The organism is Pseudomonas sp. Sample_9 (assembly GCF_004307535.1).
Taxonomy (GTDB): Bacteria; Pseudomonadota; Gammaproteobacteria; order Pseudomonadales; family Pseudomonadaceae; genus Aquipseudomonas; species Aquipseudomonas mercuritolerans.
Genome location: NZ_RAZO01000008.1, coordinates 37,709 through 49,394 on the forward strand (window position 1 = coordinate 37,709; position 11,686 = coordinate 49,394).

General features: G+C 58.7%; 12 protein-coding genes. 4 read left to right on the plus strand and 8 right to left on the minus strand.

The window, feature by feature from the left end; genetic code table 11:
• Positions 1-17: 17 nt before the first annotated feature.
• Together katG and D6877_RS00690 are read right to left on the minus strand one after the other, a co-directional pair.
• Positions 18-2,294 (minus strand): catalase/peroxidase HPI, encoded by a 2,277-nt coding sequence (katG, locus tag D6877_RS00685; RefSeq protein WP_130909535.1) that lies wholly within the window; start codon positions 2,292-2,294, stop codon positions 18-20.
• Between the two features lie 218 nt (positions 2,295-2,512).
• Positions 2,513-4,723, minus strand: coding sequence for an LTA synthase family protein (locus tag D6877_RS00690; protein WP_130909536.1), 2,211 nt, complete (start codon positions 4,721-4,723; stop codon positions 2,513-2,515).
• Positions 4,724-5,050: 327 nt separating this feature from the next.
• Here D6877_RS00690 and D6877_RS00695 point away from each other — a divergent pair, with 327 nt between their 5' ends.
• Positions 5,051-6,067, plus strand: coding sequence for an ABC transporter substrate-binding protein (locus D6877_RS00695; protein ID WP_130909537.1), 1,017 nt, complete (start codon positions 5,051-5,053; stop codon positions 6,065-6,067).
• A 36-nt stretch (positions 6,068-6,103) separates the two neighbouring features.
• Here D6877_RS00695 and D6877_RS00700 read toward each other — a convergent pair whose 3' ends face one another.
• Entirely contained in the window at positions 6,104-6,301 is a 198-nt protein-coding gene (locus tag D6877_RS00700; protein WP_130909538.1) for a helix-turn-helix transcriptional regulator, read from the minus strand.
• The gene (locus D6877_RS00705; RefSeq protein WP_130899769.1) at positions 6,298-6,672 is read right to left on the minus strand and encodes a hypothetical protein; all 375 of its coding nucleotides are present in this window, start codon (positions 6,670-6,672) and stop codon (positions 6,298-6,300) included. The genes D6877_RS00700 and D6877_RS00705 overlap by 4 nt, the downstream gene beginning before the upstream one ends.
• 219 nt (positions 6,673-6,891) lie before the next feature.
• Here D6877_RS00705 and D6877_RS00710 point away from each other — a divergent pair, with 219 nt between their 5' ends.
• Positions 6,892-7,383, plus strand: a complete 492-nt coding sequence (locus D6877_RS00710; protein WP_071171860.1) for a hypothetical protein — start codon at positions 6,892-6,894, stop codon at positions 7,381-7,383.
• Between the two features lie 88 nt (positions 7,384-7,471).
• On the opposite strand, the gene D6877_RS00715 is transcribed toward D6877_RS00710, so the two are convergent.
• Both D6877_RS00715 and D6877_RS00720 read right to left on the minus strand, forming a co-directional pair.
• Positions 7,472-7,951, minus strand: coding sequence for a copper chaperone PCu(A)C (locus D6877_RS00715; protein WP_073475275.1), 480 nt, complete (start codon positions 7,949-7,951; stop codon positions 7,472-7,474).
• Positions 7,951-8,556, minus strand: a complete 606-nt coding sequence (locus D6877_RS00720; protein WP_016774221.1) for an SCO family protein — start codon at positions 8,554-8,556, stop codon at positions 7,951-7,953. The genes D6877_RS00715 and D6877_RS00720 overlap by 1 nt, the downstream gene beginning before the upstream one ends.
• A 273-nt stretch (positions 8,557-8,829) precedes the next feature.
• On the opposite strand from D6877_RS00720, the gene D6877_RS00725 reads away from it, so the two are divergent.
• Complete coding sequence (locus D6877_RS00725; RefSeq protein WP_130909539.1) at positions 8,830-9,756, plus strand: Gfo/Idh/MocA family oxidoreductase; 927 nt, start codon at positions 8,830-8,832, stop codon at positions 9,754-9,756.
• Between the two features lie 96 nt (positions 9,757-9,852).
• Here the strand turns inward: D6877_RS00725 and D6877_RS00730 are convergent, their stop codons facing one another.
• Positions 9,853-10,590 carry a Fic family protein gene (locus tag D6877_RS00730; protein WP_130909540.1) on the minus strand — a complete coding sequence of 246 codons (738 nt, stop codon included), beginning with the start codon at positions 10,588-10,590 and terminating at the stop codon, positions 9,853-9,855.
• Positions 10,587-10,850 carry a hypothetical protein gene (locus tag D6877_RS00735; protein WP_130909541.1) on the minus strand — a complete coding sequence of 88 codons (264 nt, stop codon included), beginning with the start codon at positions 10,848-10,850 and terminating at the stop codon, positions 10,587-10,589. Before D6877_RS00735 ends, D6877_RS00730 begins: the two co-directional genes overlap by 4 nt.
• A 205-nt stretch (positions 10,851-11,055) precedes the next feature.
• Here D6877_RS00735 and ycaC point away from each other — a divergent pair, with 205 nt between their 5' ends.
• Positions 11,056-11,685, plus strand: coding sequence for an isochorismate family cysteine hydrolase YcaC (gene ycaC / locus D6877_RS00740; RefSeq protein ID WP_016774235.1), 630 nt, complete (start codon positions 11,056-11,058; stop codon positions 11,683-11,685).
• Position 11,686: the final 1 nt, after the last annotated feature.

The window sequence follows — 11,686 nt, forward strand, 5'->3', positions numbered from 1 at the left end:
ATTGGCACAACAAACAGCTATTTACGCAGATCAAACCGATCCAGATTCATCACCTTCGTCCATGCCTTGACGAAATCGTTGACGAACTGCGTCTTGGCATCCGCGCTGGCATACACCTCGGCCAATGCGCGCAATTGCGCATTCGAGCCGAACACCAGATCCACCCGAGTCGCCGTCCACTTTGGCGCCCCGGTCTTGCGGTCACGGCCTTCGAACTCATCTGCATCCCTTGAAGTCGGCGTCCACTCCACCCCCATGTCCAGCAGGTGGGTGAAAAAGTCGTTGCTCAGCGTTTCGGTTTTATCGGTGAACACGCCATGCCGCGTCTGGCCGACATTGGTGTTCAACACTCGCAGACCACCCAGCAGCACGGTCATTTCCGGTGCCGTGAGCGTCAGCAACTGCGCCTTGTCGATCAGCAGGGTTTCCGCCGCAACCGTGTATTTGCCTTTGCTGTAATTACGGAAGCCATCCGCGATCGGTTCGAGAAAGCCGAACGATTCGACATCGGTCTGCTCCTGCGAAGCATCGACGCGGCCCGGTGAAAACGGCACCGACACCGAATGCCCGGCGCTCTGCGCGGCTTTTTCCACCCCGGCATTACCGGCCAGGACGATCAGGTCCGCCAACGAGATCTTCTTGCCATTGGCAGCAGAACCGTTGAACTCGTTCTGAATGCCTTCCAGTGTGCTTAGCACCTTGTCCAGTTGCTCGGGCTGGTTGGCCTGCCAGAACTTCTGCGGGGCCAGACGCAAGCGTCCGCCGTTGGCGCCACCGCGCTTGTCCGAACCGCGGAAGGTCGATGCTGCAGCCCACGCGGTCGAGACCAGTTGCGACACTGACAACCCTGAAGCCAGCACCTTGTTTTTCAGCGCCGAGGCGTCGCTGTCATCGATCAGCGGGTGCGTTACGTCGGGCAGCGGGTCTTGCCAGAGCAACTCCTCTTGCGGCAATTCCGGGCCGAGGTAGCGAGAGAGCGGACCCATGTCACGATGGATCAGCTTGTACCAGGCGCGGGCGAACGCGTCGGCGAGTTGGTCGGGATTGGCCAGGAAGCGCCGCGAGATCTGTTCATAGGCCGGATCGAAGCGCAACGCCAGATCGGAGGTGAGCATGGTCGGCGAGAGCTTCTTGTTCGGATCGTGAGCGTGGGGAACGGTGCCTGCACCGGCGCCGTTTTTCGGTTGCCACTGATGGGCGCCCGCCGGGCTTTTGGTCAGCTCCCACTCGAAGCCGAACAGGTTTTCCAGATAGTTGTTGCTCCACTGCGTTGGTGTGGTGGTCCAGGTCACTTCCAAGCCGCTGGTGATGGTGTCGGCGCCTTTACCGGTGCCGAAGGTGTTTTTCCAGCCCAAGCCTTGCTGCTCCAGACCGGCCGCTTCCGGTTCCGGACCGACATTGTCGGCCGGGCCGGCGCCGTGGGTTTTGCCGAAGGCGTGGCCGCCGGCGATCAGCGCCACGGTTTCTTCGTCGTTCATGGCCATGCGGCCGAAGGTTTCGCGAATATCCTTGGCCGAGGCCACCGGGTCCGGGTTGCCTTCCGGGCCTTCAGGGTTGACGTAGATCAGGCCCATCTGTACGGCAGCGAGGGGATTTTCCAGGTTGCGTTCGCCCTGATCGGTGCGGCTTTCTTCACGGCCATGCAAATCAGGCTCAGCCACCAGCGTACCGTCGCCGGGCTCCTGCACCGGGCCGTTGCTCTTGCCGTAACGGTTGTCGCCGCCCAGCCACTCGGTTTCCGAACCCCAGTACACATCTTCATCCGGTTCCCAGACATCGGCGCGACCACCGGAGAAACCGAAGGTCTTGAAGCCCATCGACTCTAGGGCGACGTTGCCGGTGAGCACGATCAAGTCGGCCCAGGAAATATTGCGTCCGTATTTCTGCTTGATTGGCCAGAGAAGGCGGCGGGCCTTGTCGAGGCTGACGTTGTCCGGCCAGCTGTTGAGCGGGGCGAAGCGTTGCTGTCCGGAGCCGGCGCCGCCACGGCCGTCGGCGGTGCGATAGGTCCCGGCGCTGTGCCAGGCCATGCGCACGAACAGCGGGCCGTAATGGCCGAAGTCGGCCGGCCACCAGTCCTGAGAATCAGTCATCAGTGCTTTGATGTCTTGTTTCAGCGCCTGGAAGTCGAGGCTTTTGAAGGCTTTGGCGTAGTCGAAGTCCTGGCCCAGCGGATCGGACTTGGGTGAATGCTGGCTGAGGATTTTCAGATTGAGTTGATTCGGCCACCAGTCACGGTTCGTCGTACCGCCGCCGGCGGCGTGGTTGAACGGGCATTTCGATTCGTTTGCCATGTTCGTATCCCTATCAGGTCTGCGGCCGGCTCGTGCCGACTTCGGACTGGTAAGGCTAGACCCGAGTTGGCAAGTCGGCTAATAGCCCGACTATTGGATACCGATAGGCAAACTCTTTCACCGCACAGGTAGGAACTGCCGAAGGCTGCGATCTTTTGATCTTTGTTCATCAAAAAATCAAAAGCAAAGATCGCAGCCTTCGGCAGCTCCTACAGGGGTTAGCTCGATTGTGCGGTGTCGTCCTCCGGCACGTCGTCGAGGATGTCTTCCTGGCCGGGCAATTCGGTGATGACGCTGAAGTCGCTGACTTCTACTGCGCCTTGCCCATAACCCAACAAATGAAACGAGAAGGCTTTGCGCGGCTGCGGGTTTTCAAAGCTGAAATCCATCTCCAGCGGCTGGTCCGCCGTGGCGATCATTTCTGTTGGCAGGCCCAGTTGCACGTCCTGTTCAAATTCCTTGGCCTTGAGCTGAATGTACGCCGCCTGCTGCGGATCGACCGAGCGCACGGTCAGGCGCACGCGGGTGTGCGAGCCTTTGGGCATTTCCAGGTATTGCGCGCCGATAAGGTTGTCGGCCCAGTCATCCTTGATCTGCGCTTGCAGAGGGATGATGTTGTTGCTGCCGAACTGGTAGCGATGATTGAGTGGTGTGCGCAGCAGGGACAGGTCCAGCGCATCGGCGCGCGCGGCGATCTGCCGGGCCGGGTGGCCGCTGTAGGTGCCTTTGTAGGTGGCACTGTCAGCAATGAAACCGGTGCTTTGGTAGTAGCGGCAGCGGCGCGGCAGGTCGCATTCGGAGAAGATGCCCTGGCCGTCGTGATAGCGCAGCTTGCCGTTGGTGAACGACATGATCTCGCGCCCGGAATCGTAGTCGCGAAACAGCGAGCGGCCGCTCAGCGCAGTCGGCACCGGCAGGTCGAAATAGTCGAGGATCGAGGTGCTCAGATCGACGTGACCATAGACCCCGGCATTCAGGCGCGGCAGTTGCGCCTGCTCCGGCGCCAGCGTCAGATTGAAACCCCACGAGGAGGCCAGCCGCACGCCGTCGATGCCGTGGGATTCATCCGAGGTGATCACCACCAACGTGTCCTTGAGAAAGCCTTGGCGCTCCAGCCCCGAAAGAAATTCATCCAGCGCATCGTCGAGATAACCCACAGCAGCCTGCTTTGGCGTTTCATAACGCTGCAGATAATCGTCCGGTGCGGAGTAGGGCTGGTGGGTACCGACCGTCAGCAGCGTGAGCATCCATGGCTGTTTTTGCTTCTTCAGTTGGCCGACGTAATCCAGCGCGCCTTCGAAAAACGCCTTGTCATCCTTGCCCCAGGGGAATTCCAGGTAGTTGCTGTTGCTGAACCATTCCAGACCGTGGGTCGCATCGAAACCGATGTGCGGCATGATCTTGTCTTTGGCCATGAAGCGCAGGCCCGCGCCCTGCAAGTAATGCGTGCTGAAGCCGTGCTCGCGCAATTGTGCCGGCAGGCAGGCCTGATTGCGTTCGTTGAGGGTGAGCATTTCCACGCCTTTGGGCGTGCCATTGTTGAGCTTGTCGTAGTCACCGCACAGCATGGCGTACAGACCGCGAATGGTCTGATGGGTGTGCAGCACGTAATCCGGGGTGTTCATGCCGCGCTCGGCCCAGCGGCTGAGGTTGGGCATCAGGTCTTCCTGATAATGACTGCCGATCGCCTCACGGTTGGCACGGATGTAGGCGCCGGGGATGCCTTCGAGCGCGATGATCAATACATTGCGCGCCTGGCCCGGCGCGGCGAGCAGCTTCTGGCCATTGAGATCGACGTCGGTGAGCCCGGCCATCGCCGGTGTGGGTTCTTCAACGTCGCCGTCGAGCCATTCCTCGGCCTGGATCTGCAGGTCGGCGACTTCACTGGCGAGCAACTGATGCGGCAGGTTGTACAGGCGCCAGGCGTCGCCGTCATTCGGCCACAGGTTTTGCGCGCCCCAATGTGCGGCGAACAACACAATAGGCGCGGCCCAGACGGAGCGAGGCAGAGCAGGGCGAGACAAGCCGCGACCAACAAACTGAGTCAGCAGCCAGAAAACCAGGGCACCCAGCAAAGCCATGGCCAGGGCAGGGTGCGCAAGTCCGCCGCCAGTGGAATTTTCGACGAATTGCGGGTCGATCAGATAGTGAATATCCGAAGGCGTCGGCAGGCGGCCGACGGCGCTGACCAATTCTGCCGTGGCGATCGCCAGCAGCGCCCAGAACATCAGCACCGGCAAGGCCAGCCACCATGCGCGGCGATGCAGCGTTACCACCAGCAAACTGCCGAAGGCCAGATCCGACAAAAAGCCCAGCGGTGTCGACCAGCCCAATGCTGCACGCAGGCACACCGGCACGATCAACACCAGAACGATGAGAGAAAAAAGGCGGGCATTCGGCCGCCGCAGCCAGTTGAAAAGAGCGCTCACAAAAAAGGCCTGCTTGTCATCAAAGGGTCAAAAAAGTGTGGGTGATGATACCAAGGGCAGGAAGGCTGATCGGCTATTAAAACCTGCGGCTGGCGATCGCTGGAACGGCGCGTGCCCATAGCGGGCGTGGGTTGTGGGACGTATGGCCGTTTTTCGGAGGGGCAGTTTTTTGTTTCAGACTGTTGTAGGTCGATCCACTGCTCCTGAATTCCAGCAGCAGACGTCAAATCGCTCAGTGCTATCGATATGCGATAAAGATATTTAATTTCAATTTTTTATAGCTATAAAGTCAGGCTTTTCAGCCCATCCCCATGCTGCGAGGTTGTCATGGCCACACCGTTCAAACGTTCTGCGCTGACTCTGTTGGCCGCAACTCTGGCAGCGGGCGCGCTGTTCAGCAGCGGCGCCCGGGCGGAGGGCAAAATCAGCATCGCCCAGCAATTCGGCATTGGTTACCTGATTCTCGACGTCGTGCGCGATCAACAATTGATCGAGAAACACGGCAAGGCCCAGGGCCTGGAGATCAAGGTCGACTGGAACAGCATTTCCGGCGCCACGGCGATGAACGAGGCGCTGCTGACCGGAGCGCTGGACGTGGTCTCGGCCGGCGTGCCGCCGATGCTTACTGTGTGGGACCGCACCAAGGGCAAACAGAACGTCAAAGCCATCGCCGCGCTGGGCTCGATGCCCAATTACCTGCTGACCAACAACCCGAACATCAAAACCCTCAAGGACTTCAGCGACAAGGACCGTATCGCCGTGCCGGCCGCAGGCGTAGGCTTCCAGTCGCGTACCCTGCAGATTGAAACTGCCAGGGAATACGGTAATGACCAGTTCAAGAAGTTCGACAACATTTCGGTCAGCCTGCCGCACCCGGACGCCACCGCCGCGCTGATCGCCGGCGGCTCGGAAATCAACTCGCATTTCTCCAGCCCGCCGTTTCAATACCAGGCGCTGCAAAACCCCAACGTGCATAAAGTGCTGAGCTCCTACGACATCCTCGGCGGCCCGGCGACGTTCAACGTGCTCTACACCACAGAAAAATTCCACGACGACAACCCGAAAACCTACAAGGCGTTCTACGACGCACTGGCCGAAGCCGAGCAGATCATCAAAGCCGACAAGCCCGCCGCTGCCCAGGCCTACATCCGCGTAGAGCAATCGAAATTGCCCTTGGCTCTGGTCGAGCAAATCGTCCAAGACCCGGAAATCGACTTCACCGTCGTACCGCAACGCACGTTCATCTACGCCGAGAAATTGCAGGAACTGGGTGTGTTGAAAAACAAGGCGGGGAGCTGGAAGGATTACTTCTTTGAAGAAGCGCATGGTGGTGCGGGGAGTTGATCGAACAGGGGCAACGTGTGTTGCCCCTTTTGCCATTCAAGATTCGCCACCATCAAAAATGCTCTCAATCGGCAGCTCAAACGCCCGGGCAATCTGAAACGCCAATGGCAGGCTCGGATCGTAGCGTTCGTTTTCGATGGCGTTGATCGTCTGGCGCGACACGTTCAGGCGTTCGGCCAGATCGACCTGCGACCACTTGCGCTCGGCGCGCAATTCCTTGAGACGGTTTTTCATTGGTAGCGGCGTCGCGCAATGTGCAGGCCGACAATCCACATCAGCCCCATTACCGGCCACACACACGTCCACGGGATATGCGGGGCGCCGACGTTTTCCAGAAAACCATAGCTGAAGGTCACCAATGCCGAGGCGGCAAAGGCGAACCCCAAGGCTTCGAACTGGATGCGCAGATGCATTTCGTCCATGCGCCGCATGTTCCGCACGATGGCCCAGCACATCAGGGCCGCCGGAATGATCGGCGTCAGTGCGACGGCCGAGCGCAGCACGAGGTGCGCATCCATCAGGTATTGCGAGGCAATCAATGATGCTGTCAGCACCAGCATGTAGAGGATTAATGCTGCGCCCAATTCGAGGTGGTACCGGTTCATTCTTCACTTCCTATGTAAAAGACCCTTTACATGGTTGCTGATGTTGATTCAGATGTAAAGCACGCTTTCCATCAGGCTGGTTACTCCGAACACGCTCGAGCCGGATAATTTGCAGCCGGGTTCACGCTTCTGGACAGCGTAGTAGCCACTCAGTAGCATTTGCCTCCAACGGATTTTCCCTTCGCACGTCGTCCGACGTGGAACGCTCAAGGAATCGACATGCGCGACACTCCCGCTGACTCACAACGAACGGTCGTGACCCTGGTCAACGGCGAGATTCGCTGTGACACCCAGATCAGTTTCAGCTCCGTCTCGCTCGTCGATGGCGAAATTCGCGTGCATCGTGCTGAAGGCAATCAGATCGAGGTGCCTGTGCCCGGGGCGGACTTCGCGCTGCGCTTTGATCTGCAGGGGATGCAGAAAGTACCGGAGGCGCCACAGACGCCGGTCGAACCGGTGCCTGCCGACGACAGTTTGAAGTTGTTCAACTCGAAAACCGTGTGGGTCACACTGGCGCTGTGGTTCTTCGTGAGTTCGGTGTTCGGTTGGTTGGGGATCGTGGTAGCAGTCGGATATTTCGCTTACCACTGGCGTCAGGTAACGAAGCGCAAGGAACAGTTGGCCAAGGCGACCGTCGTTGAACCCATGACCCGTTCCAGCTCAGGGATGTCACCGGAAAGCGTGCGCAACGCATTGGCCCGCAAGCGTTAATTCTGCACACATCAAAAAAACGGGGCGGCCTGATCATCGATCAGGCCGCCCCGTTTTTCTGTCAGGCGAACAGTCTTTCAGTCAGCGATCAATGCATCTTGCTGTGATCGTGGCCGCCCATGTTGGTCAGCGCGCGGACCGGTGCCTTGACTTCGATGGTTTCTTTCTCGCCCTTGGCGTTTTCCACGGTCAGGGTCAGCGGCACGCTGTCGCCTTCCTTCAACTGACCGGTCAGGCCCATCAGCATGACGTGGTAGCCGTTCGGATCGAAGCTCACGGCTTTGCCGGCAGGCAGCTCAACCGACTTTACCGGGCCCATGGTCATCACATCGTTCTTCATGCTCATTTCGTGAATCTGTACGTCCTTGGCCACTGGCGAGGCGACGCTGAGCAGTTTGCTGTCGCTGTCGGCAGTGACGGTCATGAACGCGCCGCTGGCAGACTGGGTCGGCACCGTTGCACGGACCCAGGCGTCGTCGACTTTGGTCTGCGCCGACGCCTGAAAGGCCAGGCCGAGCAGGGACAGTGCACATACGGTGCGTTTGAGGTGATTCAGAACGGGATGCATCAGCAGACCTCCATAACAGTAAGCAAATCTTCCGTGCACTCTTGGGCTGTCAGCGAAGTGGACAGGCCCAGGCGCAACTCACCACGCGAGTCGTAGACGTAGCTGGTGGACGTATGGGAGATGGTGTAGGTGTCGCCGGCGGGGACTTTCTCGTAGAACACGTCGAATTCCTTGGCGGTGGCCTTGGTTTCCTCAAGCGTGCCGTACAGCGCGACGAAGCTCGGGTCGAAGGCTTTGACGTAGGCGTCGAGGATCTGCGGCGTGTCGCGTTCCGGGTCGAGGGTGATGAACACCACCTGCAAACGGTCGCCGTCGCGGCCCATCAGTTTTTTGATCTGTGCGGCGCGGGCCAGGGTAGTGGGGCAAACGGCCGGGCACTGGGTGAAGCCGAAAAAGATCATCGGCATCATCCCGCGAAAGCTCGACAGCGACATGGTTTCGCCTTCGGGATTCTTCAGCTTGAAGGTGCGTCCGAGGATCTTGTCGCTCAGATCCTTGCCGTACTTGTAGGACAGTTGGCCACGGGTATCGCAACCGGCGAGCAGGCCGAGCCCGAGCACGCCCATTCCCGCAAGTACCTTGCGGCGAGTCAACAAAGCCGTCATCTAATACCGCCTTTTGCAGCCCGCGAGTCGGCAGGACTGGCGGGGGGTTAACCGTAAAAGCGCCGCATGATAGCAAATTGAGGCTGATCGCCGGCTGCCGATCGCCGCGCAGTGCGGGATCGGACGACAAAAGGTGTAAGAAGAAATGACGAATAAGCCATGCGTTCGCCGCGAGCAAACCTGATTTAAATAGTATGACGATTGGAGGCGAGCGCAGAAACACGTACTCTTGCCGCTGCGCTGCAACGACCAAAACAACAACAGGAGTCTGTAATGCAACCGATTCGTCTCGGCCTGGTGGGCTACGGCAAAATTGCCCAGGATCAACACGTCCCCGCCATCCTCGCCAACCCTGCGTTCCAGTTGGTGGCGGTCGCAACCCAAGGCAAACCTTGCGCCGGGGTGGAGAACTTCCAGTCGCTGGGCGAACTGCTCGAAAACGGCCCGACTGTCGACGCAATTGCGTTCTGCACGCCGCCACAAGGGCGCTTCGCGCTGGTGCAACAGGCATTGGCGGTCGGCAAGCACGTGCTGGTGGAAAAGCCGCCTTGTGCAACATTGGGCGAAGCCATGGCCTTGGTCGATCAAGTCGCGGAACAAGGCGTCAGCGCTTTGTTCGCCTGGCATTCACGCTATGCACCGGGCATCGCTGCTGCACGTGAATGGCTTGCCAGCCGCACCCTGCAAAGCGTGCAGATCGACTGGAAGGAAGACGTGCGCAAGTGGCATCCGGGCCAGGCGTGGATCTGGCAACCGGGCGGCCTCGGCGTCTTCGACCCGGGCATCAACGCCTTGTCGATCATCACCCACCTGCTGGCGCTGCCGCTGTTTGTCGAAGCCGCCGAACTGCGCGTACCGAGCAACTGCCAGTCGCCGATTGCCGCCTCGATCAAAATGTCTGACGCACGTCAACTGGACGTCCGCGCCGAGTTTGATTTCGACCACGGCCACGACGAACTGTGGAGCATCGAAATCCGCTGCACCGAGGGCGTTCTGCGCCTGGACAATGGCGGCGCGGTGCTGAGCATCGACGGCGTGCGCCAAAGCGTCTCGGAGGAGGGCGAGTACGCAGCGGTCTATCGCCACTTCCAGCAATTGATCAGCGACAAGGCCAGCGACCTGGATCTGCAACCGTTGCGCCTGGTGGCGGACAGTTTCTTTGTCGGTAGTCGGGCGTTGGTTGAGCCGTTTTACGATTGAGTGAATTTCAGCTTGAGTCGTCAGGGCGCGTAAGCAGGTCTGCGTCGCGCAGGCCGCCAGACAAATAAAGCCTGCTTTTAACAGCAGGCTTCTTGGTCACTTTATTGGCTGCGTTCTGTAGGTTTCATACAGTTGCTGAATGTCGGGATTGTCCAGATTCGCGTAGACGATTCCTTCCTTATCCAAACCGTCCAACCCTTTGATACCGCCAATCACTTCGGGCCATTCCTCACGGCTTGAGATGTCTACGACGTGGGGCTTCAGATAGTCGTCCAGGTGGCCTCTGGAAGGATCGCGGATCTCGTCGCTGAGCGCCCGTAAATACGCATCTTTGTTGGTCTTCGACCAATCGATGGCGAACTTGGCTCGATAGCACAGTTCCATGTGAACGAGCAGGATAGTCCGCCCATTACCATCCAGAAACGGATGAGCGAAAGCCAATTGGCCCATCACCTCGCCGGGGCGCTCGCGGAAGCGTTTTTTGTTTGTAGCGAGCTCCAGCGCATATTCGACGGATCTTTTGATCAGCTCAGGTCGCTCGAAAGGTGTGTGATGCGGATCTTCTTTTGATCCTTTGAAAACCGCGAGGTGGGGAACAAGCTCATTCCTGTCTTTGCCTGACCATGGGTAGAAACCGGCAAACAGGATTTCATGAGTTTTGAGTATCGCTTGATAGTCGATGGATCTCTTTTTTGCCAGATGAGCAAGGGCGTCTTCGATACTGGCTTCGAAAGAGAGATGTTCCGATTCCTTTACTTCAACCGGGTCTTTCAGCTTGAGCGAGTTGCGAAGGTAGCCTTCAGTTTCGAAATCGCCGAAGGGGTCGAACGTCATGCGCTGAGCTGCTTTTTCGAACGCCTTTTTTCCTGAAGGTAACGTCCTTGCAAGGCCATGATTTCTGCCTTGTTCAACACACCCTTTCGCTTCAGATTAACCAGCAACTGCTCAACATTATCCAGCTCGACGGTATCACCAGCCAGTTGCGTTATCGTTGCCGCCATGCGGCTCAGGCCGTCACGCTCGGCGCCAATGCGGTGTTTTTCCGCAAGCTTGCATACTTCGCTCGCGACGCTGTCAGTGGCTGATTCGCTCATTGTTAACCCCTCGTTTTCTCTGTCGGAGCATAGCATGGCGCCGTTCCGGCGGATTAGCCGTCTAGCATTTCGACTCTTGGCATTGTCCTCTTTGAGTGGACGGTGAAACGCTTTTCAGCCGATTTATCCCTTTGCTGTGCGTCAGTAATCTGTACCCAACTTGAACGCAACAACAAAACTTCAAACTTGAAAAGGGACGCACACCATGACCACTCCAACCTACAACCGCCTGAACAAAGACGACGCTATCGTGCTGCTGGTGGATCACCAGACCGGTCTGATCTCGCTGGTGCAGGACTTCTCGCCGAACGAGTTCAAGAACAACGTGCTGGCGCTGGCGGATCTGGCCAAGTTCTTCGACCTGCCAACCATCCTTACCACCAGCTTCGAACAAGGCCCGAACGGCCCGCTGGTGCCGGAGCTGAAAGAAATGTTCCCGGATGCGCCGTACATCGCTCGCCCTGGCCAGATCAACGCCTGGGACAACGAAGATTTCGTCAAGGCGATCAAAGCCACCGGGCGCAAGCAGATCATCATTGCCGGTGTGGTAACGGATGTCTGTGTAGCGTTCCCGACCCTGTCGGCACTGGCGGAAGGTTTTGATGTGTTCGTAGTCACCGATGCGTCCGGCACCTTCAACACCACCGTGCAGCAAGCCGCGTGGAGCCGCATGACTCAGGCTGGCGCGCAGATGATGAACTGGTTCTCGGTGGCCTGCGAACTGCACCGCGACTGGCGCAACGACATTGAAGGCCTGGGCAATCTGCTGTCGCAGCGTATCCCCAACTATCGCAACCTGATGAACAGCTACTCGGCGCTGACGCAGCAGAAGTAAG

Bases quoted from the DNA above. Each gene is read 5' to 3' on its own strand.
- katG (WP_130909535.1), bottom strand. From the start codon at position 2,294: ATGGCAAACGAATCGAAATGCCCGTTCAACCACGCCGCCGGCGGCGGT.
- D6877_RS00695 (WP_130909537.1), top strand. From the start codon at position 5,051: ATGGCCACACCGTTCAAACGTTCTGCGCTGACTCTGTTGGCCGCAACT.
- D6877_RS00700 (WP_130909538.1), bottom strand. From the start codon at position 6,301: ATGAAAAACCGTCTCAAGGAATTGCGCGCCGAGCGCAAGTGGTCGCAG.
- D6877_RS00705 (WP_130899769.1), bottom strand. From the start codon at position 6,672: ATGAACCGGTACCACCTCGAATTGGGCGCAGCATTAATCCTCTACATG.
- D6877_RS00710 (WP_071171860.1), top strand. From the start codon at position 6,892: ATGCGCGACACTCCCGCTGACTCACAACGAACGGTCGTGACCCTGGTC.
- D6877_RS00715 (WP_073475275.1), bottom strand. From the start codon at position 7,951: ATGCATCCCGTTCTGAATCACCTCAAACGCACCGTATGTGCACTGTCC.
- D6877_RS00720 (WP_016774221.1), bottom strand. From the start codon at position 8,556: ATGACGGCTTTGTTGACTCGCCGCAAGGTACTTGCGGGAATGGGCGTG.
- D6877_RS00725 (WP_130909539.1), top strand. From the start codon at position 8,830: ATGCAACCGATTCGTCTCGGCCTGGTGGGCTACGGCAAAATTGCCCAG.
- D6877_RS00730 (WP_130909540.1), bottom strand. From the start codon at position 10,590: ATGACGTTCGACCCCTTCGGCGATTTCGAAACTGAAGGCTACCTTCGC.
- D6877_RS00735 (WP_130909541.1), bottom strand. From the start codon at position 10,850: ATGAGCGAATCAGCCACTGACAGCGTCGCGAGCGAAGTATGCAAGCTT.
- ycaC (WP_016774235.1), top strand. From the start codon at position 11,056: ATGACCACTCCAACCTACAACCGCCTGAACAAAGACGACGCTATCGTG.